The sequence below is a fragment of the Ruegeria sp. CDSA193 genome (assembly GCF_059611885.1).
The window spans coordinates 449422-471344 of record NZ_JBXWPN010000003.1; the positions used below are offsets into that span (position 1 = coordinate 449422).

A 21923-nucleotide genomic window follows, 5' to 3' on the forward strand; every position below is an offset into this window, starting at 1 on the left:
ATTCGATGCGGCGAACGAATGTCACTCAGATCTACAAGAAGACTGGCAACTTTCGCGCCGTTCAGCTTTCCGAAACGGCCATGGCCTTCTTTGATGCATGCGAAACAGGCAAAGGCTGGAACGTCTGCAAGTCATACTGTCAGGACGGTGCCGCTTTTACATGTGAAGCCGACGCATTGGCCGAAATCTCGACAATCGAAGGCTATACAGCTTGGACCGCCGGAATTTTGACCCCAATCCCAGATGGCAGTTACGACATCACCTCATTCTCGACTGATCACGAACGCAACATCGTAACGGCCACAGCAGTATTCAGCGGCAAACAAACCGGTGAAGGTGGACCAGTTCCTGCCACCGGCAAAGAAATCGCAACCAACTATGCCTACGTTATGGAATTTGAAGGTGATAAGATCGCCCGAATGACCAAAATCTGGAATGATGGGCACTCTCTAAAACAACTCGGATGGGCGTAGTGACGTCGCTATAGCGGCGGCGCCATTTAGGGGCTGTTTTGCGGAACTTGGTAACCACTTCGGGCTCTCACCGGCAACTTTGCGTCTGAGCTCCGGCCTACACACCATGATGACCGTTTATGGCGCATTTGGACCCAAAGTGGTTTTGAACCCTTTGTGAACTAAAATAGTCGCGCCAAACACTCTTTTGAGGAGCGTGCCATGTCAACACAAACTGGATATCTGTTGATTGCCGACATTTCCGGATACACACAGTTTCTGACCACTTCGGAAATGGATCACGCTAATCCGATTTTGCAATCCTTGCTGGGCGTACTGATCGAACAGGTGGGTGATCCGCTCCATTTCTGGAAAACCGAAGGCGATGCCGTTCTGGCATATTCGACGCGGCAGGATTTCCCCTCCGGCGAGACCTTCCTGACCATCAGCGAAAATCTCTACAACGCATTTGCTCTTCGTCGGCAGGACATGATTGCCAACACAACCTGTACCTGCAACGCGTGTGCCAATGTCGGAGGTCTGGATTTGAAGGTTATCGCCCACCATGGCCAGTTCGAAGAAATGCAACTTGGCCCGGTAACGGACTTTTCCGGCACCGACGTTATTCTGGTCCACCGAATGGCCAAGACGAACGTTGTAGAAGCCACCGGTGTGCGCAGTTACGCGCTGTTCAGCGAGGCCGTTGCAAACGCCATGGATATCAAAGGTATAGTGGAACCGTTTTCACAAGACATCGAACATTTTGGCGAGGTTTCGATGAAGGTCTACGATTTGGCTAAATCGTGGGAACGTTTGCGTGCAAACCGCGAGCGTCATTTCCTGACCGAAGAAGACGGCGTTTGGACATATTTCCATCACTTCGATGCGCCAATCGCGGTGGTTTGGGAGGCATTGGTCGCGCCGGAACTAAAGCTGAAATGGATGAACCGCGTACAGAAAATCACCGTCGACAGCCCGCAAGGACGCCTCGGCAACGGGACGGGTTATCATTGCTCTCACGAATTAGCGGACTTTTTCTATCGCATCACTGATTGGGAACCGTTCGATTATTTCTCGACCTGCATCCAGGATCCGGCGCGCACTGGAGTAAGCCTGCCCGAGACATATCAGCTGACGCAAACGAACACCGGCACCGACTTGCGATACACAATGGGTCAAGCGACGGATGCCGAGGGCAATAGGTCGGAAATCTCAGAACAGGAGGTTTCAGCGTTCCTGGCAGAATTCTGGGCCGCATCGTTCTCTGATCTGGACGAACAACTCAAGGCCTCGAAGTAAGAGCGCTTTGTTGGGACGGCTTATATTGCGTCGGCAACCGCGAAATGCTGCTCTCTGTGATGTGTATGATGTCTGACGCCATCGCCTACCGAACATTGGAGCAACAGTAACGTTTTCCCATGCCCTGCTTCCCACGATCAATCCAACGGCCCTACCCCTCATAAACTCAGGGACAACATTTCACTCAGGGATTTCCACGGTTCCTACTATGTGGGTTCGCCTCAAAGGTAGTGCTTGGTACATCGACACAATGTCCGTCGTGGCTATGCCCTCGCCAGTCATCCCATCATAGCGCCCAGTTCCGACGATAATTTCCCAAGAGTTTGCCGCGCCTTTTTCACCTGCTTTCCAACGCATCGTGAAAGTGTCTTCGCCCTCACCAAAAATGCATATTCCGGAGATTGAGTTGGTCCCATCTTGGTAACCGAACCCCGATCCAAGGCATCGAGCAAGCCCGCCGTCAACAGGACCTTCGATAACTTCAAATCCCCCTTTGTTGTCGGCGATGTGAAAAATATGATCACCAAGGTCAAAGTTTTCCTGAGAAAGCGGATAGAAATTATTAAGCTCGATGCGTTGCTCCTCGGCACTGGTCGCAGTACTAGTAGCGGCCAAGACCGAGATCAAAATTAGGTTTTTCATTAAGGCCTCCTAAGGCTCCATTCACCTTAAGAGTATTAGTGACATTAGCAAACGACGGGCATGTTAATTTCGGCTATTCATGTGCGCCCGCTCGTCTCGACCCGCCAGTATGTGCGGATTGTCCGGGAATGGGTGAAGCCCATAAACCTTGAGGCGAGCACCAACGGAACGCATTCTAGGAGGTGAACCAAGGTTACTCAGATCTGCAGAAACATTGACAATCTGCGCAATAAGAGACTTTTGCCTGGACATACGAAAATGAATAGGACGGTACGGTATCCTGGCCTAGAGTTGGAGGACACATTGGCCATCGCGGAAGCTTTTTGAAATTTAGAGCCACAGGGTCGTTTTCCTAGACGGCCCAAACCGGACATTGGCTACCGCGTGGTGATGCTGCGGTCGCAACCCACTTTCCGGACATTCGCTGCGAGAGCGAAATCCCCGGCGCGCTGAGCTCACACAACGCAAGACTTGTCGGACTTTCCCGAAGCCCCTTAACTTTAATGGAAGTTTCCTACTGGTTCTTGTTGGTGCTAGTAACCGCACGCCAGCCTTCCTTTGGCGGCCTGTCTAACAGGTCTTGGGCGCGGGCCATCATGGCGACTGAGGCGGGGTCTCCGTTTCGCGCCTGGTCTGCGGCAGCGAATGCGGCAACGGCCTCTTCAAACCGCCCTGTCCGATAATGTGTAAGGCCTTGTTCATAAGCCTCTATCCAGGCAAATGATCCAACACGCCCATCCGCCATCGCGATCAGTTCGTAGACCACCAGCTCTTCAACACGTCCAAACACGGTAAGCGTGTCCAACTCACGGACCACGATTGCGTCAGCGGCCTGTCGCCTCGTTTCCGGCCCGACCAGGATCAGCGTTCCATAGTCTTTGTTGGCCCCTTCCAACCGACTGGCAACGTTCACGACATCACCAATCGCGGTGTAGTTCAACCGCTGCTCTGATCCGATATTTCCGACCAGAGCCTCGCCGCTGTTCACCCCGATCCTGACGCGTAGGGGGTTGCCGGCCTCATCTTCAATTCCGGACGCGCCCACGGCGGCGACAAGGTCCAGCGCTGCGCGGCAAGCATTTTCAGCGTGATTGGCATCTTTACGCGGCGCCCCCCAAAACGCCATCACGGCATCGCCAATAAACTTGTCGATCGTCCCACCGTTTTGAGTAATGGCCGCAGAGGCTGCGCTGAAGAAGGGCTCCATCAGCTGGACAATATTTGGGCCAAGTTTTTCGGACAGCCCTGTGAAACCCGCTACATCGCAAAACAACACAGAGATCTGTTTCATTTCTCCGCCCGGCTGTATCTTGATGCCCTCAGCAACCAGCATACGCACAAGATCGGTGGGCACGTATTTTCGGAAAGCGGACAAACCAGCGGCCATGCTCGCGGTTGCCGCAGAAAGATTGGCAAGCTCAGACAGTCTGGAGGGTCTGCGCTCAATGCGTTCGACGTCAAAGCGTTCGATTTTGCCAAGATCTTCGGCGATGCGTGCCAACGGATTTGCGACAATGCTTCGGATCAGCCAGATCGCCAGCCCGGTTGCGACGACTACCACACCGATCAAAACGTATATCAAGTTTATCAGCGCTTCATCGATGCTCGACAGAAACGCCGCTTCGGGTATGACCGTGGCAACGCGCCAGCCGTAAAACCCCAGTGGCGTCAGCGCCACCGCATAAGGCACGCCGTCGATGACGACACGTTTCGTCAACGTGCCCTGGGCATTCGCTTGGGGGTCTGCCAACAACCTTTCGCCTGAGATCATGGCAACTTCATAAAGCTTCCCTTCGCCCATGCGCGCCGGGGTAATCTCATCCGCTTCTGCATCAGGTACCGCAATAACTTTGCCGTCAGCGTTCAGAATAAATGCCGCGCCGAATTCGCCGGGCGCAAGCGTGGCGAGAAAACGTGACAAACGATCCGTTTCGATTGCAACAGCCAGAACACCTTGCCGCGTTCGGTTGACGTCTATCGGACCAGCAAAGGCGTAAACGGTTTTTTTACTATCCGGAAGGTCGCGCGTTTCGATCCACCCCGCAGAGCTGAGCCCCATGAAGTTTTCAAACCAGGCGTGTTCGCGCGAATCATAGGATGTTTCAGTAAAGGTCCGCTCCTCGAACTGAATGTCACCCGGGATAAAGATGTAGCGATCCTTCCGCAGCATTCGATCGCGGATTCCCTTGTCGATTTCAATCATCTCAAGCCCGCCGTCACCTAAACGGTGCGACGCGAAAAAATTGCCATCGGGCCAGCCAAAAAACATCCATGAGATATTCGGCTGCGCCTGCAGTTGCGACAGAAAAACAAACTCGCGCTTGTCGGCCTGTCGCGTCGCGATGACGTTCTGGACAAAGATCGTGCGAACGGCTGCCCAGGCGGCTTCGGCCGACCTAAGCGTCACCCCCACCTCGATGCGGACAGTGTTCGCGATCTGGCCGTTGATTTCAGCTGCAAGCATGCGGCTATTGTCGCGCGCAGTCGTCCACCATAGGGAATGGACAATAAAGGTCGACACTCCGATAGACACAGCCACCAGAATTGACACAGCGATACCCACGCTAAGTCGCACTTAAATCTCCGCCAAATTACTCATATTCTTCAGTATTGAATTGAGATTGCTAGGAGGGCATAACTTTTTTAGACCTATCCCGAAATCTCACGCAACTGTTAGGTAGCAGCAAAGCATTGTGTTGAAGCGGACGCTTGAACATTGACTACTGTAGCTGACCTTTGCGATTTTTCCAGACGCTGTGTGCAAATGAACGGGCGGCCCGAACCTGCCATTGGCAGATTTGTCCCGCCACTGCGCTGCAGCTCATCAAAGGAGACATTCGCCGCAGCCACAAAATCGGCAGGTCTACGAACTAACAGCTCGCGAAAGGAATCTGCCGTTCATCTACTCTGCCCTTCCGACCGCATATTGCGGGAAGAGCCACCGTTGGTCCGAATTCGCAAGTTCGGTATGATCTTAGCGGCTTTGTCGCAAAATTCTCTGAAGTGTGAGGGCTGGTTGGAATTTATTAAGTTCAAGCGGTTAGGTTCGCAAACTGCTTGAACGGGCAGATTCCGACTCCGAACTGACCCTTTCTGATCATCTGCGCAACTTCAATCCCATCGAGCGTTGCAGAGGCGGACGCAGTTTCGCTTCTGGCGACGTGCCTTGTCGGCAATCAATGGCGCATATTTGACGATCCAACGGTTCAGCGTCGCGTGATCAACCTTAACTCTGCGCTCAGCCAGGATTTCTTCCAGATCCCGATACGACACTGAGTAGCGCAGATAGAAAAACACCTCGTGCAAGATCACATCTTTTGGGAAATGCGAGCCCTTGAATGAGATCGTCACCGGATGCTCCTGTCAATTTTGGGCTGGTCATAAATGTTGTTTTCTCCAGTGACAGAATAATTAAGTCTATTGAGAACCAGTACCGCCAACTACTAATCCAAGTATATAAGGGCGCCTCTTTATAAACGTGGCCTTTGTGCCGAATGGGCAAAGCATTGGTTTTTCACCCGTCGCGCAAACAAACCGCACCAGGGAATGGCGAACGACATCTAATCTGATCTCTAAACGGCGGCGGCTGCTACCTGAAGGGTGCGTTGTGGGCTAACACTTGCCAGATCTCAGGCGTCAGCCCTGGATGCTAGCATTGGATCGAGTTCCCTTTCAGCACAAAGAAGCTAACCATCTAGCGCGCTCCTGTAGAAAACTTGACAGTTACCGGGTTTGCGCCTTTGACGCGCAGCTCCGCCACATGCTCACCTGGCTTGGGTACATCGATCCAAGCATCCAGATCTTTGGCGACCTTCTTGCCGTCCAGATACCATTCAACAGATTTTGCTTCGGTGCGGCCAGTGAATGTACCCCAGAGATGCAGCGGTCGGTCCGGGCGCACCACTTGCCCCTCAGAGGGGTGAATAATGGCGAGTTCGGGTGGCGCTGGTGGCAGTTTAACTTGCTTGGTGTCTGCCGTTGCGGTGAAGTAACCGTCATGAGCAAGGACCCTAATCCAAACCTTGTCGACCGGAATGGTGTTGGGGTCGATCTCTACGCTGTTACCTCTCGCACCAACCCTGAGCCCGTTCCAGCGTTCACCATCAGAAGACCATTGCAGCCAAATATCGGGATCGTAACTACGCTTGGCCCCGGTCGTTTTCCAGGAAACCTTTAGACCAGACTTGCCAATGCTGGCTTCAGCCGAAGCCAATTTAACCGGCCGTGTCGGTCGCTTGCGCTCCCATATGACTGCGTCCCCTTGGCAGATGCGGATTGCAATTCCAGAGCCGACATCGCCCATTGCCGCAATGAAACTATACGGCGGTTTAGGCGGATCCTTTTTATCGCCTCCGCCGCAACCGCAGCCATCGCCATTGGCGTCGTGATTATCCATTGTGAACACCGGCGCAGATGAGATCACCTCGTCCTTGTCCCCGATCAACTGCAAAACTAGATCGGTACGCGCGCCAGACATCCGCAAGGGCCGGGTTGGAACCCGTACGAGGCTTGCGACCGAGACCTGCATGTCTTTGCCGACCTCACCCACGATCGTCACGAAAGGACGCATCTGGTCTTGCCGATCGACTTCCATGGCGCCTGCCCCCACCGAATTGCCGCCAGACACGCCCGTTGCCAGCGCCACCGGGTCAAATTCGGCGCGGTTCAGCATATAGTTATGCGTAAAGATCGAGACCCACCGGGGGCCGCAATAACCCATCAGATCCTCACTGTTGGCCGGCCGGTGTATTGTCCCGTCATTTGTGTCGAGCCCGTATTCGCCGATGCTCGCATCCGAATAGACAGTGTTGCCATTGCTATCGGTCGTTGTCATGCCGGTATCGTAAGGCTCGTAAAGCGGGTAGCTCGCGTTCGGCGTGCCGACCGTGCCACATGGGGCATGTGGTAAACCCGCCTGATGGCCCAACTCATGCGCTAACGTGACCGGGCTACCGGATAAGCCAGCGCCGTTGCCGCCGCTGGCGCATCCTGTGTTGCCATGCGAGCGCGGGATCGCCGCATTGACCAGTCCATAGTAAAGCCAATCGCCCTGATTACCGTCATTCGTGCGCGCGTTAGCCACGAAATTCAGGATCGGCGTCCAGTTGGGATCGCACCCCCCCGCTGGGAAATTGTTGTTTGTCAGACCTTGTGTTGTTGTCTGACTGTCGATGATCCGCACGTTGGGCGTACTGCCTACCGGGAAAACCCGAAGGGCAAAGCTGGTATCAGCGGCAACTTGCGCTGCGTTAGGGGCAGGCAAGGTAATATTGGCGCCGCCGCCCATCGGTGGACCGTTATAGCCAATTGTGACGGCTGCAACGCGCAACTCTTGCTCAAGATCGACATCAACAAGCTGTTGGGCCGTGCCGCTGCCTCCATAGCAATCGTCTGGCGACGAGACAGTGATAGAAAGGCGCAAGAGCCCGGTCATCACGTTGGCAGGGATAATGAAGTTCAGCGTCGCATCAATGTCGCGTCTCTCTGCGTCGTAGCTCGAGAAACTGTCCTGCGCTGTCACCGGGGCATTGGACGGAACGATATTGGCCACCGTGGACCAGATCCCACCAACCCGGCGTTCCACTTGAAGTGTGCCACTGACATTGCCGAGCTGCCCATTATCGAAATTCGGATCCTGTCCACTGCGCAGATATGTCCGCACCCAGGCCGATTTATTGGCAACAAGTTGAAGTGAGTTGTCCGGGCCGCGGTCAGCTGGATCAGTCAGATGCTGGTTGGCTCGGAAATACTGTATCGCCTGCGTTACCTCGACCCCGTCGATGGATAGATCCGGCGGGTTCTGGAAAACGAGGTCTAAGCCCTGACTTACTGTAGGAGGTTTACATTTACCGGTCACGACGATTTCGACCCGCACTCGGGTCGTTTGGTCGAAGTCAGTCTGATCGAAGTCCCAGCGTCCCAGATCGGGGGCCGGTGAAATCTGCGCAATGGCAGCGCCGGTGTCTGTATTGACGATGCGCACAGTCACTGAGTCAGCGGCGCAGACCTTCCAGCGGATTTTCAGAACCTCGCCGGGTAACAGGCAGTCGTCGTTCTGATGCCCTTTGACGATAAACTTGAGAATGTCAGCGCTTGTGCCTTCGAACTCAGCCAACATCGTGCCGCTTTTTCGATAGTCCAGGAAACGATCGCAGACGCTGATCGTTTGGGTCGGAGGAATGATCGCCAAACCACATCCTGCACTGGACGGGACGATCACGCAGATGCGTTCGTCTGACCACGAGGTCGGCACAGCGATCGGACCGGGGTTCATCGTGCCATGCTGGGTGAACTGCACTTGCCCCGCAATATCGCCAAACCCGCACCCGCAGATCGCAACCGTGTCACCGGGGCAGGCACGCTCTGGGTTGATCTTGGTCACGGTGTAGCATTCGATACTGCACCAGTTTCTATATGCATCCGTGATGCAATCCAGGATGGGCTGGCGGACACAAGTTTGACAGCAAGGCACTTGTCCACAAGGGGTTTGACCGGTGCAGATGCACATCACATATTCGAGCAGATCCTTAAAATGACGCCCTGCGTGCGGCTTCTTGCAGATCAGGTTGACAGCTGCTTCATGAAGCGCGGTCAACGCCTGGAACCGGCAACGTTGTTCAAGCAGCGCGCCGACGTATTTGATCATTGTTGGTCTGTGACCACAGGATACATGCATGGCCGCAAAGACCATCAAGCTCATGTCTTTGTCAGCGATCAGGGACTTACCGGTCGGGCAGACATGGTCGGAACAGCACACCGGGTTGGGTTTGGATTTGATGGGCTTACAGCTGTCATCATTACAGTCGTCGGAAAAAATGTCCTGCAAGATACCGCCTGCATCATCCCAGGATGCGCCGCCACAGCCACAGCCTGTTGGCGACGTGGCACAAAGAGCATTGAGGACATCCACATAGCGCCCCTTGGCAGCGACGTCTCCGTTCAGAACACTCCAGGCATCACTAAGCGAGTTGTCAAAAATCGCAAGCGTCGGGCGGATGCACTCAAAGAAGTGAGTGCGCTTGCGCAGCAACCGATCAGCATCCGCAAGCTCAAGCGCTTCCTCAATGTCATCGAGAACGCTTTCTGGCAAAAACGGCTTATCCGGTGCAGCCCAGCTTAACGGGCGCCTCAGGTGACACGCCAGCTTCTTTGCTGGGATGGCGACGTCGATTTTAATATCGTCGGTGCAGGAACAATCCTCAATCTTGAGCCGGGCTTTATGGATGCGCACGCCATCGCGGTCGCGCAGCTTTATCCGCAATTCCATCGGACCTGCACATCGACAGTCTTCGGGTATTTTCGACGAATCCACTATGAGCACAAATCGGCCATCGGCGGCCGTCAGGACGCATCCAAGATCGATTTTACAGCCATCTCGCTTGCGCCAGCCATCCCCAAATACCGCCTGAATCTTGACCAATATACCGTGTACGGGCTGACCGTTCTCCTGTTGGGTGACACGACCGAAAACAGATTGAATAAGACTGGACATAGCTAAAGTAAGCCTCCGTTTTAAAAATGAACTTCTGTCAATTTCTCTTGGGAATTGCGCCAAATAGGACGCTTTACACCAATCTCGACCAAGTGTGATTTGCAAATTTGGAATAGTGTTAATGCTGTTTAAATATGCCTTTATTTTGCGCCAAAATACCCAAAATGTCAATCAGGTGCCACCTAGGGCGTCGCCGCTCGGAGGCATTAACAGCAATGAACACCGCACTCCTTCCGCACGGTGCCAAGTGCAAAATGCCGCACATCTCTGACGTGAAGAGCAGGTTATTGTGCAATTTTACCGCGCACGCAGCCGCAAGCACTGAGCGGCCCATAAGAGACATTCGGCACCCTGCTGGGATTCTGCGGTCGCAGCCCGCATCCCGGTCATTCGCTGCAAGTGCAGACTTTGGCGCTGCTCGAACTCACACATTGCGGGACGCAGCCGACTTTCGCTGCGAATGCGCCTACGGCTGCTTTCGGAAATTGGCCGGGCTGAAAGGCTCTTATCCGTAATAGAGCTGTGACGTTTGAATTTGTTACTTTTTGCCTTATTGGACGGCCATAGAAACTCGATCGAGTCTTGGGGAGCATCCGAATTTGCGTGCATATTCCCGCGAAAACTGGGCCGAGCTTTCGTATCCGACGCCATAGGCAATCTCGGACACTTTCGACCCGGTTGTGCGCAGCTCGTTGCGGGCCTGCATCAACCGCAGGTCCTTTTGGTATTGCAAGGGAGACGTTCCAGTGACCGCCTTGAACTGCTCAAAAAAGGCCGAGTTGCTCATACCAACACGCCCGGCAAGCTCGGGAACACTCAGTGACCGACCCAGATCAGAGCGGATTTCGTGTGTCGCTGCAAAGATTCTGCTGGCCACGTTTTCATGCCACACCAGTTTCTGAAGCGTGCCGCCATGCTTGCCAATCAACAAGCGGGCATGGATTTCCCGCGCTGTTATGGGGGCGAGCATGCACCGTGTCTCATCGGTTTCGCACTGTTGGAAATAGCGCAACAGCGCGTCCTGTAACGCATCATCCGTATCTGCGAGGCAAATCGAAAACGGGTCCGATACACGGGCACCAGATGACGGTGGCAGCGACGACGCCAAGGCGCGCATCACATCCAGATCCAAAGGGAATACGAGTGCGACATAGGGATGCTCGGGCGTTGCATTGGTGACCTGCGAGACCACGGGCAAGGCATTGCTGACGATCATTGATTGCCCAGCCCCAACTGTCAGGATTCTAGTGCTGGTGCCAACCTCCTTTGCGCCCTGCAGCACCGCACACAAAAGAGGACGGTAGACATTGGCCTCTTGTTGGGTTGGCGTCGGATGGGTCAGAAACACCGTCCCGCTTTCTTCATGCTGAAGAACGCCCTGGCCGATCCCTTTCTGGTCAAGCAGTGTCGAAACGTAGCCCAACAAATCCTGGGGTTCCATGTCCGCCTCCCTTGGTTTGTCCTCCTTTAGCATGGGCGCAGCCTTATTTCTTAAAAAAACTCCGTTTCTGGAGAAATGTGCTAATTTTTTGGAGAATAGAAAAAGATTCCCACAGAATTCTTGAGTATTATGCGCAAAGGCATCAGGGGATCAAAGATATGAAGACCATTCTAATTACCGGCGCGTCGTCCGGTATCGGCGCGGCAACGGCCCGGTATTTTCAGGCCAGGGGATGGAACGTCGTTGCCACGATGCGGACCCCTACCCGCGGCTCGGATCTTGCCAATTTGGAGAACGTCCACCTGGCGCGGCTGGACGTGACGGATGCCGACTCAATCGCGACGGCCGTGGCAGGGGGCATCGAACGCTTTGGACAGATCGACGTTTTGCTGAACAATGCAGGCTATGGGGCCTATGGCGCGCTCGAAGCCTTTACGATGGACCGCATCCGACGCCAGTTCGACACCAACGTGATCGGCTTGATGGAGGTGACCAAAGCGGTGCTTCCCCACTTTCGTCAAAACCGTTCCGGCACGGTGATCAATATCTCGTCTATCGGTGGGCAGATCACCTTCCCGCTGGGCGCGCTTTATCACGGTACCAAGTTTGCGGTGGAAGGTCTGTCCGAAGCCCTGCACTACGAGTTGGAACCGTTGGGCATACGGGTGCGTATTGTTCAGCCTGGCATGATCCAGACGAATTTCGGCGGCAGCTCGTTCGATTTTGCGATGGATGAAAATCTGTCAGACTACGTGCCGATGGCCGAAGCTATGGGGCGCCTGTTCGGCAAACTCGCATCGAACCCTTCTGCGCCAGAGACGGTTGCCGAGGTGATTTGGGACGCGGCCAACGACACCGGCGACCGTTTGCGGTATCGCGCAGGACCTGATGCCGAGGCTTTGCTGGATGCCCGCAAACAACAAGACGATGCGGCGTTTATCGGGGGCATTAAACAAAAGATGGCGCCCTGAAACACGACGTGACCCGTCATCAAGAGAGGGAACAACATGTACCAAAAAGCAATCGATAAAGGCGGCCTGGCCGTTGTCACCGGGGCGGCAAGCGGCGTGGGCTTCGCTGCGGCCAAACGGTTCTTGCAGGCGGGTCTGGGCGTTGTGCTGGTCGATCTTCCGGGAGAGGCGCTGGACAAAGCCGAGCCGGATTTGATCGAACTGGCGGATACGTCCCAGACGGTTCGGGCGATACCCGCGGACGTGACCAACGCCGCAGCCATGACGGATCTCGCCGATCAGGTCTTTGAACTCGGAGAAGTGGCTGTCTTGATGAATAATGCCGGGATTGCGTTGCCGACCGGCAGTTGGGAAAACAGCGAGAACTGGCGGAAACTGATAGAGGTCAATCTGTTTGGCGTCATGAACGGAGTGCACGCCTTCCTGCCGCGGATGATCGCCACAGCGCGCCCTGCCGTGGTCATCAACACAGGCTCGAAACAGGGGATCACCACGCCACCCGGAAACGCCGCCTATAACACCAGCAAGGCCGCTGTGAAGGTCATGACCGAGATGCTGGCCCACGAGCTGCGCGAGGCGGGTGCCGAGATCAGCGCCCATTTGTTTGTGCCCGGCTTTACCTACACGGGCATGATCCAGAAGTTCATGCCCGAAAAGCCCGCGGCGGCATGGTCAAGCGACGAGGCGATCGACTATCTGCTGCAGCGCATGTCGAACGGAGATTTCTATATTCTCTGCCCCGACAACGATGTCTCAGAAGCCCGCGACAGGAAACGCGTCGAATGGGCCTTGGGTGATATTATCCATAACCGGCCCGCGCTGTCGCGCTGGCATCCTGGCTATGCGGATGCCTTTGCCGCCCACGAGGTCTCGGAATAGCCGCTCCATAAGTGCGGCCGTAAATGGAGCCAACAAAACTGCTATCCAAATCACAAGGCTTACACCTCGTCGAAATACCTAGCGGACATTCGTACGAAGCGCGGCAACTGAGACTTCGGGCTCTCCTTAAACCTATGCCGCGACTTGCACCGAGGGCCGCTCTGGTACGAAACGACTTTTGCGGCATGCGTGTGAACAGACAAAACGCGGGACAATCCGGACACTTGGATGAATGGCGACGACGCGCATTTCAGCACATCGTTCCGATCGGCTAGGCAACGACCGCCGAGGTCACGACAGACGGAATTGGCACGTCCCATTCAGGACCCGTACCGTGCTTTGCCAGAACTTTGGCCACAACCGCCGCTCGGATTGCGGCCGAATTCGTTGTAGGTTGAGGGCGCAAAAGGGCGCCACCTCGGGCCGTTCCTTCAAGAAAGAAATCGAACGGTGCGCCCGGATCACTAACCTGCCATTTCGACGCGACGAAGGTTTGATGGCAATCTGAAAAACCGGCCTTGGCGAGTACGGGAAAGGCGATAGTCGGATCGGCATAATCATTTGCCCCGGGACCCGGTGGCAAGGCAATCTCTGGCGACCCGTGTTCCTCAATGGCGCCAAAAACATACCCCAGTGCAGTGTCAACTTCGGGCCCGCACCACACCGAATACGCCAGCCGACCGCCGTCGCGCAAAACACGGCGAACTTCTGCCAACACTTTCGGGGGGTCCGGCATATGCGGCATCCCAAAGCCAATTGTTACAGCGTCAAACGTATTGTCTTCAAAGCTCAAGGCCATCGCATCGCCTTCAACGAACTGAGCCTGTGGCACCGCCAGCCGCGCCATCTCAAGCATGGCGGGTGAGAAATCAAGGCCCGTTACGCGAGCACCTGTGTTGAAAAGGCCTGCGGATACATTGCCATGTCCGCAGCACAAATCGAGCACACGAGTGTCCGGTCCAGCACAAACCGCAGCGACCAGGTGTGGGACAACCATGTCCGCCGCCTTGGCAAACACCTCGGCATAGGACTGTGCCACATCGCACTTGGCCCATTCGCGCCTTTCGAGGGCGGCAAATGTGTCCTGTTCCTGATTGTCAGGCATCCAACATCTCCTCAGTCGCCACGTTTCGGAGGACCGCCGAAAGGGGCAAATTGTCAAGTTCGCCAAATGAAATGGGCATTCGCCGTCATTTGCGGGTAGGTTGCTTTGGGTGCAAAGCAGTCGATTGATGCGGTATCAAAACCCCATTTTTTGGTTCGCTTCGTGAATTGTACAGCGTGTGGGACTAAATTAACTTCCATCGCACCTATTCTGCAGCAGCGCTTCTGCAATAACACGATGCTCGGATGGGGACCTCTGCCCTAGCCAGCGCTTGGTCAAGCAACTCCGCGACGTGGCGCCGCTCAACCTCTTCTCCGCGGGCCTCAAGGCACTCGTGCAGCCCGTGGAGCGACCAGACGTTGCGCGGGTGTTGAACCGGGCGTGGCAGGGTATCATCTAGACCCAGATCTGCGCGGTAGATCGGCTCGGCCTCGGCGAACCGGCCCTGATCCATCAGCAGGGCAGCCAACGCATGCCGCGGTGGTTGCATCCAGCCCCAGGGTTCATCGTAGACCAGCCCGTCAGACGCAGCGATGGCCGCCTCCAGACGTAGAAGGCCGTTCTCAACCTCGCCTGATTTGTATAGCAACTCACCTTCGGCCATAGCCGCCGCAATTTTCAAGACGTCGCGGGCTTCGTTGTTGAACATGAAGCGATCCTCGCCGACCTTATCCTGTGCAGCACGGAATTCCGCAAATGCCGCGCGGGCCTCGTCGATGCGCCCCAGGTTGGCCAGGGCGACGGTGCGCCCGTAAAGGGTCAGCGCGGTAGTGAAGCAAAAGAGCGCCTGATCTTCAGGAAGCGTCTCATCCAACAGCGCCTGCCACATGCCGAACCGCACCAACACGTGAATACGCATACCCCAGAAGGCTTCAAACAATACGGGAAGGTACGCGACCGTTTCGCGCGGCAGGACTTCCTGCAGCCGCGTTGCAGCGGCAAGCGCCTGCGACTTTCGCCCCATGAACATCGCGCCGTAGGCCTCAAAGTGGATGTTATGCAAACGGTAGACAGTATAGAAATTCTGGGCTCCCGCGTAGGCTTCATATGCTTCGTCAACTTCCGCGGCCCGGTGATTTCGCCAAATGACATTCTGGTAGTCACCACACAGCACGTCGATGTGCGTCCCCATATGCACCAGATGCCCGGAATCCGGCACAAGATCCAGCAGGCGATCCCCATGCGACAGGGCCAGCTCGGGCCAGGGCGACATCTCCATTAGGTGGATATAGAGGTGCAACAACCCCGGATGGTCCCAAGCACCAGCGTTGTTTGAGAATGCGGTTTCGAGAACGTTTCGCGCCTCTTCTGTCGACGCGCCGTCTGAAGGTTGATTTTTCTCAATGTCCCAAAGCCCCCAGGGGGTGCGATTCATGAGCGCCTCAGCAAACACTGTCGCCACCTCAAGGTCGTTCGGGTGGGCCGCGTAGATCGGGCGCATCGCATCAGCGAATGCGTCGTTCCACGGACCGAAATCCTCGACTTCCGGGTCGGTCGGATACCGCGCCGTGAGCGCCTCGATCATCGCCGCGGCGACTGTGTTGATGCCTGCTTGCGCCTTGGCCGTCGACAGGGCTTCGTGCGCTTCTTTCAGGACCGAGATCCGCTCCTCAAGCTCGAAAAAATCCCACTCTTTGTTGTAGTTTGGACCAATCGCAAAGGCCAACCCCCAATAGGCCCACGCACAGGCGCGATCCGCTGCAATCGCCTTGCGAAAACAATCCGCCGCCTCTTCGTGGTTGAAGCCAAAGGTCCAGTTCAGACCGCGGTCGAACCACGTTTGCGCTTCATTTGATGCGGATGCGCTGGGCCGTGAATAGGTCCCAAGGTCGAAATAGCTCATGCGTCCCCCCCCAAGCATTTGAAAATGAACATCTTATTCAAAACCGTCAAATTTCGAACGATCGCGTTCGACGTCCTTCTGAACGGTCTAGCGGCGTGCAGGCCACTTCATCTCCAATCAATGGAGATGAGCAGAGATTACATTTCTCGGTCCCATTTTCCAACACCCAGCCGGAATTGACATGCGCGAAGTTGGCTTTTGATGACCCAAAATGGTGATTTCGAGTGATCGGCCCAGAAAACCCAATTCTCCGATATAGGCGTAGATAGATAAAGGCCGCTTTGGACTCTCTGCTGACGACTCATAGCCAATAGATGACGAGAGCTGCGAGGGCGATTGCTGAGAGGAAGACCTTCGGGCACCTGTCGTAACGGGTTGCCACACGGCGCCAATCCTTGAGCCTGCCAAACATGACCTCGATCCGGTTGCGGCGTTTGTATCGGCGCTTGTCGTACTTCACCGTTGTCTTGCGCTGCTTCCGACCGGGGATACAAGCGCGTATCCCTTTGTCTTGCAACGCTTTTCGGTGCCAATCAGCATCGTACCCGCGATCTCCGAGTAGCCAATCGACATTCGGTATGCCGCTGAACAGAGCCCGAGCACCGATGTAGTCGCTGACCTGTCCTGCGGTTATGAACAGGTTCAGCGGGCGTCCCTGACTGTCGCAGATGGCGTGCAGTTTGGTGTTCAAGCCGCCCTTGGTTCGGCCAATCAGGCGTCCACGCCCCCCTTTTTGACGCCCATGCTGGTCGCTGTCCGATGAGCCTTCAGATAGGTCGCGTCGATCATTACAGTCTTCTGTTCGCCGTGCTCGGCGGCCAGACCGGCCATCATTCGCGCGAAGATGCCCTTGTCGCTCCACCGTTTCCATCGATTGTACAGCGTCTTGTGCGGTCCATAGGCGGCAGGGGCATCCCACCACCGCAAACCTCCGATTGATGAAGATAATCCCGCTCAACACACGCCTGTCATCGACGCGCGGCTTGCCGTGGGGCTTCGGGAAAAACGGCTCCAGACGCGCCATTTGCGCATCCGTAAGTCAGAAGAGATCAGACATGTTCACCGCTCGTTTTTGAACCGTGAATCACGCCGCAAAACGGAAATCAATGGGTCCAGACCCTAACAATCAACTTGGACCAGTCAGATGAGGCTGTTCAATGTCTGCTTCCAATTCGGCAATACGAAACCGTCGTTTTCTATGATCGTAGTTAGGGAACTCACTTATGCTCCGTATTTTTTAACGCGGATTACATCGAGGGGAAACGCTTCGCTGCACAGGCGACCAAACCTATGCAGCGGCCCATTCAGCTCGCTGAGGCAAGTGATTTCTTGGGATCGTAAAACGGGATCGGCACGACAGTGCACATACGCATTTCGCTCAACTTATCTACCTGTAGGACCCCGCCTGATGCTGCGTAGTCGATGCTGATCATCGCAAGTGCGATGTTCTTTTCCAGTCTTGGGGAATAGATCGCAGACGTGACCGCGCCGACCTGCACGCCACCCTTGATAATGGGCCAAAAGAAATCATTGGATCCGATAAAAGGATCACCGTCAATTTCCAGACCGACTAGCTGTTGCGACACGCCCTGTTCCTTGATCTTGGTTAAGGCCGCCTTGCTGACAAAATCAGCCTCCGTGTCCAGATCGACAAGACGCCCCATACCCAGCTCATAGGGGTTGTTCGCAAGGTTCATATCCGCGTGATACGACAACATGCCCGCCTCGATCCGGCGAATGCTCGATGTATGGCCGGGCTTGAGACCCAAAGGAGTGCCAACGACCATCAGATGTTCCCAAAGCCGGTCACCTTGTGATCCGTCGCGCAGGAAAATCTCGTAACCAAGCTCGCTTGACCATCCGGTGCGTGAAATAATCAAAGGCACGCCGTCCCAGTCAAATTCCATGAACCGGTAGTATTTGAGCTCGGTCGGGGCATCGCCAAAGGCTGCGCGCAGAACGTCGCGGGATTTGGGGCCTTGCAGCTGCAACGGTGACACGTCGGGTTCGGAAATCTCCACATCCATGCCGGAATTCACCGCAATACCGCGCGCCCAGAGCAGGACGTCACTGTCCGCAATAGACAGCCAAAAATGATCCTCGGCCAGTTTCAGAAGAATCGGATCGTTGATGATCCCGCCGCTCTGGTCGGTAATCAGTACGTATTTACATTGTCCGACCTCACATTTCGAAAGATCACGGCAGCTGAGGAATTGGGTGAATTTTGCCGCGTCCGGTCCTTTGATCTCGACCTGACGCTCGACAAAGACGTCACACAGGATCGCCTCATTGACCAGATTCCAGAAATTCTGCCTCGGATCGCCAAAATCGCGGGGGATGTACATGTGGTTGTAGACGGAAAATCCTTTGGCCCCCCAACGCAAGGCTGCGTCGGAGTAAGGGGATTTTCGGACCTGTGTTCCAAAGCTGAATTGGGCAAAGCTAAGTTCATGGGACATGACGTGTATCCAGTTAATTGTGTGGGAGTTCAGCTATTTGCGCGGACCAAATCTCGGAGTTCGTTTTTGCGGATTTTTCCGGTACTGGTCTTGGGCAGCTCACCAAAGATCACCTTCTTTGGCCGCTGGTATCCCGCAAGACGGGCTTTGGCGTGCGCCAGAAGCTCATCCTCGGTGGCCTCGCCGGAAAGCTCCACAAAGGCACAAGGCACTTCGCCCCATTTCTCATTCGGCATCGCCACGACGGCACAGAGGCTGACCGCAGGATGCGAATAAAGCGCCTTTTCCACCTCGATGGACGAAATGTTTTCGCCGCCCGAGATGATGATGTCCTTGGACCGGTCGCGGATCTCGATATAGCCATCGGGATGCTGCACGGCGATGTCACCCGACCAGAACCAGCCATCCTTGAAGGCTTTGGCGGTTTCCTCGGGCGCTTTCAGATAGCCCTTCATGACGATGTTGCCGCGAAAAACAATTTCGCCCAGCGTTTCACCATCCCATGGCACGGGCGCACATGTGTCGGGGTTCAGGACCAGCACGTCTTCCTGCAATTCATACGCGACGCCTTGACGGGCTTTCGGGCTTGCCTGTTCTTCCGCTGGCAGTGCTGCCCAATCGGGTTTTTCCGCGCAAACCACCGCGGGGCCATAGACCTCAGTCAGGCCATAGACATGGGTGATCGAGATGCCCATCGCCTCCATTCCTGCAATCACACTGGCCGGAGGTGGGGCGGCGGCGGTCATCATATTGATGTGTTGCGGGAAGTCGCGTTTTTCCTCTGCGCCCGAGATCATCGACATGATGATCGGCGCTCCGCAAAGATGGGTGACGCCATGATCGGCGAAGGCGTTATAAATCGCGTCGGCCCTTGGCGCACGTAGGAACACATGCGTCCCGGCCAGCATGGTGATTGTTCAGGGAAAGCACCAGCCATTGCAGTGGAACAGCGGCAGCGTCCACAGGTAAACCGGATGATGCCGCATTTCCCATGTGACGACATTGTTGACCGCGTTGGTCCAGGCGCCACGATGGGAATAGACAACACCCTTGGGCCGTCCTGTGGTGCCTGACGTATAGCTCAGAGCAAGTGCGTCCCACTCATCCTCCGGCAAGGAATAGGCAAAATCCGGGTCGCCTTCCGCCAGCAGCGCATCATAGGTCAACGTGCCGATTTTCTCGCCGCCCGGGCCTTCACTATCCTCGATATCGATGACCAACAGGTCACGGCCCGATTGGGCGACGGCCTCAGTGGCCAGATCGGAAAATTCGGTATCGACCAACAAAACCCTGGCGTCGCCGTGATCCAGAATATAAGCGATCGTGCCCGCGTCCAGCCGCGTGTTGTTCGCGTTCAGAACCGCGCCCAGCATGGGCACAGCCAGCGCGCATTCCAGCGCCTCGGGGATATTCGGCGCAATCAGGGCGACGGTATCGCCCTTGCCGATATCGCGTTTGGCCAGGGCAGAGGCCAGCCGTTTGCAACGTTCCGCGACCTCGCCCCAGTTGCGCCGGATGTGGCCATGGATTTGCGCCGGAAGCTCTGGATGCACGCGCTCGACGCGTTTGAGGATCGAAACCGGTGACAGGGCGGTGTGGTTCGCTGCATTACGGGCAAGCTCCGGGCCCTCGTAGATCATTCCCCGGTCCATTCAGGCATCGGTTCTTTGCGGGTGAAGGCCCCGATACCGGCCTCGGCATCTTTGGCCATCATGTTTTCCGCCATCGTGCGACCGGCAAAGGCGTAGGCCTCTTCCAGCGGCATTTCGAGCTGTTCGTAATAGGCACGCTTGCCGATCTTGACGGCGGACGGCGATTTGTAGGCAATGATCCTAGCCATTTCTGTGGATGCCGCTTCCAGTTCCGCCAAGGGCACCACGCGGTTGACCAACCCCATTTCGGCGACGCGGGCTGCGGGCAGGAATTCCCCCAAAAGCAACATTTCCATCGCCAGCTTGCGCGGCACATTGCGCGAAAGCGCGACCATCGGGGTTGAGCAGAATAGCCCGATATTCACGCCCGATGTTGCGAAAGTTGCGTTGTCGGCGGCCACCGCCAGATCACAGGACGCAACAAGCTGACACCCCGCCGCTGTGGCAATCCCTTTGACCTCGGCGATTACAGGTTGCGGCAAGCGCACCACCCGAAGCATCATCGCCGAACACGTCGCAAACAGGTCTTGGAAATACTGAAATCCACCGTCGGCATCCGCCCGGCGCGCCGACATTTCTTTGAGGTTATGACCCGCGCAAAAGTGATTGCCGCCGGTACGCAAGATCACTGCTTTGACACTGCGATCTTCTGCGATTTCGTCAAATGTGTCAGACAGAGCGCGTAGCATCGCCTCTGACAACGCATTAATCGACATGGGCGCGTTCAGAGTCAGAACGGTAACGCCATCGATGTCAGCCCGCAGGATCAAATCATCGTTTTGCATTTCGCCCTCATAGGTCATTGAGTGGAACTTTCAGCATAGGTGCGCCGCTTTCGTCGCACGGGATTTCGCCGGCCCGCATGTTCACTTGCAGGGACGGAATGATCAGTTTGGGCATCGCCAGTTGCGCGTCACGCTCTGTTCGGAACTTGATGAAATCTTCGCGCGATTTGCCAGCACCCACATGGATGTTGTCGGCACGTTGCTGGCCAATTGTGGTCTTCCACGCGATGGCGCGCCCACCGGGGCCATAGTCGTGGCAGATGAACGGGCGCATCTCGCCCGGCAGGCTCAGCACGGTTTGGATAGAATCGTAAAGCTGCCCTGCATCACCACCCGGAAAGTCTGCGCGGGCTGAGCCGCCGTCAGGCATAAAGAGCGTGTCACCGGCAAAGGCGGCGTCGCCAATCACATGCACCATGCAGGCTGGTGTGTGGCCCGGCGTGGCAATCACAAAGGCTGTCATTTCGCCAATGGTGTAGGTGTCACCATCCTCGAATAAAGCATCAAACTGCGACCCGTCGCGTTGAAATTCCGTGCCTTCGTTGAAGATTTTGCCGAAGGTGTCCTGAATTTCGATGATGCCTGCACCAACGCCCATTTTGCCACCCAGCCTATCCTGAATATAGGGTGCAGCAGACAGGTGATCGGCATGGACATGGGTTTCAATGATCCATTCCACCGACAAGCCTTGTGACTGGATGGCGTCGATCAAGCGATCGGCACTGTCATAAGTGATCCGCCCGGCGGCGTAATCCATATCCAGAACGCTGTCTATTATTGCACAGGCGTTAGATGCGGGGTCTTTCACGACATAAGAAATCGTGTTGCTGGCAGGATCAAAGAACCCTTCGACACTAGGCTTTGCTGCCATATTGAGATTTGGGAAATTTGTTGAAGGTTCCA

Annotated in this window: 14 protein-coding genes and 2 pseudogenes; 4 read left to right on the forward strand and 12 right to left on the reverse strand. The window is 55.6% G+C overall.

Annotated features, from left to right (window positions below; genetic code table 11):
- Positions 1–5 precede the first annotated feature (5 nt).
- Entirely contained in the window at positions 6–473 is a 468-nt protein-coding gene (locus tag AC2FLG_RS07670) for an ester cyclase (protein ID WP_496705724.1), read from the forward strand.
- Between the two features lie 201 nt (positions 474–674).
- Complete coding sequence (locus tag AC2FLG_RS07675) at positions 675–1751, forward strand: DUF2652 domain-containing protein (protein WP_496705725.1); 1077 nt, start codon at positions 675–677, stop codon at positions 1749–1751.
- A gap of 180 nt (positions 1752–1931) precedes the next feature.
- Here the strand turns inward: AC2FLG_RS07675 and AC2FLG_RS07680 are convergent, their stop codons facing one another.
- The 5 genes and pseudogenes from AC2FLG_RS07680 to AC2FLG_RS07700 all read right to left on the reverse strand — a co-directional run bounded on the left by AC2FLG_RS07680 (position 1932) and on the right by AC2FLG_RS07700 (position 11326).
- Complete coding sequence (locus AC2FLG_RS07680; protein ID WP_142640399.1) at positions 1932–2393, reverse strand: hypothetical protein; 462 nt, start codon at positions 2391–2393, stop codon at positions 1932–1934.
- A 514-nt stretch (positions 2394–2907) separates the two neighbouring features.
- Positions 2908–4968 carry an adenylate/guanylate cyclase domain-containing protein gene (locus AC2FLG_RS07685; RefSeq protein WP_496705726.1) on the reverse strand — a complete coding sequence of 687 codons (2061 nt, stop codon included), beginning with the start codon at positions 4966–4968 and terminating at the stop codon, positions 2908–2910.
- A gap of 572 nt (positions 4969–5540) precedes the next feature.
- Positions 5541–5744 (reverse strand): annotated as a pseudogene (locus AC2FLG_RS07690) (IS6 family transposase); the annotation flags it as partial.
- 343 nt (positions 5745–6087) lie between these two features.
- Positions 6088–9885, reverse strand: coding sequence for a hypothetical protein (locus tag AC2FLG_RS07695; RefSeq protein WP_496705728.1), 3798 nt, complete (start codon positions 9883–9885; stop codon positions 6088–6090).
- Positions 9886–10435: 550 nt separating this feature from the next.
- A complete protein-coding gene (locus tag AC2FLG_RS07700) occupies positions 10436–11326 on the reverse strand; it encodes an AraC family transcriptional regulator (RefSeq protein ID WP_496705729.1) in 891 nt (296 codons plus the stop codon).
- Between the two features lie 158 nt (positions 11327–11484).
- On the opposite strand from AC2FLG_RS07700, the gene AC2FLG_RS07705 reads away from it, so the two are divergent.
- Both AC2FLG_RS07705 and AC2FLG_RS07710 read left to right on the forward strand, forming a co-directional pair.
- The gene (locus AC2FLG_RS07705) at positions 11485–12297 is read left to right on the forward strand and encodes an SDR family oxidoreductase (protein WP_496705731.1); all 813 of its coding nucleotides are present in this window, start codon (positions 11485–11487) and stop codon (positions 12295–12297) included.
- Positions 12298–12333: 36 nt separating this feature from the next.
- A complete protein-coding gene (locus AC2FLG_RS07710) occupies positions 12334–13176 on the forward strand; it encodes an SDR family NAD(P)-dependent oxidoreductase (protein WP_496705733.1) in 843 nt (280 codons plus the stop codon).
- A 271-nt stretch (positions 13177–13447) separates the two neighbouring features.
- Here the strand turns inward: AC2FLG_RS07710 and AC2FLG_RS07715 are convergent, their stop codons facing one another.
- The 7 genes and pseudogenes from AC2FLG_RS07715 to AC2FLG_RS07745 form a co-directional block, all read right to left on the reverse strand.
- Positions 13448–14281 carry a class I SAM-dependent methyltransferase gene (locus tag AC2FLG_RS07715; RefSeq protein WP_496705734.1) on the reverse strand — a complete coding sequence of 278 codons (834 nt, stop codon included), beginning with the start codon at positions 14279–14281 and terminating at the stop codon, positions 13448–13450.
- 205 nt (positions 14282–14486) lie between these two features.
- A complete protein-coding gene (locus tag AC2FLG_RS07720; RefSeq protein WP_496705736.1) occupies positions 14487–16124 on the reverse strand; it encodes a hypothetical protein in 1638 nt (545 codons plus the stop codon).
- A gap of 301 nt (positions 16125–16425) precedes the next feature.
- The gene (locus AC2FLG_RS07725; RefSeq protein WP_496703435.1) at positions 16426–17148 is read right to left on the reverse strand and encodes an IS5 family transposase; all 723 of its coding nucleotides are present in this window, start codon (positions 17146–17148) and stop codon (positions 16426–16428) included.
- A 280-nt stretch (positions 17149–17428) separates the two neighbouring features.
- The gene (locus tag AC2FLG_RS07730; RefSeq protein ID WP_496703437.1) at positions 17429–18583 is read right to left on the reverse strand and encodes a glycine cleavage T C-terminal barrel domain-containing protein; all 1155 of its coding nucleotides are present in this window, start codon (positions 18581–18583) and stop codon (positions 17429–17431) included.
- A gap of 29 nt (positions 18584–18612) precedes the next feature.
- Positions 18613–20223, reverse strand: a pseudogene (locus AC2FLG_RS07735) (AMP-binding protein).
- The gene (locus tag AC2FLG_RS07740; protein WP_496703439.1) at positions 20220–21020 is read right to left on the reverse strand and encodes an enoyl-CoA hydratase; all 801 of its coding nucleotides are present in this window, start codon (positions 21018–21020) and stop codon (positions 20220–20222) included. The pseudogene AC2FLG_RS07735 and the gene AC2FLG_RS07740 overlap by 4 nt, the downstream one beginning before the upstream one ends.
- A gap of 7 nt (positions 21021–21027) precedes the next feature.
- The gene (locus AC2FLG_RS07745) at positions 21028–21891 is read right to left on the reverse strand and encodes an MBL fold metallo-hydrolase (protein WP_496705739.1); all 864 of its coding nucleotides are present in this window, start codon (positions 21889–21891) and stop codon (positions 21028–21030) included.
- Positions 21892–21923 lie beyond the last annotated feature (32 nt).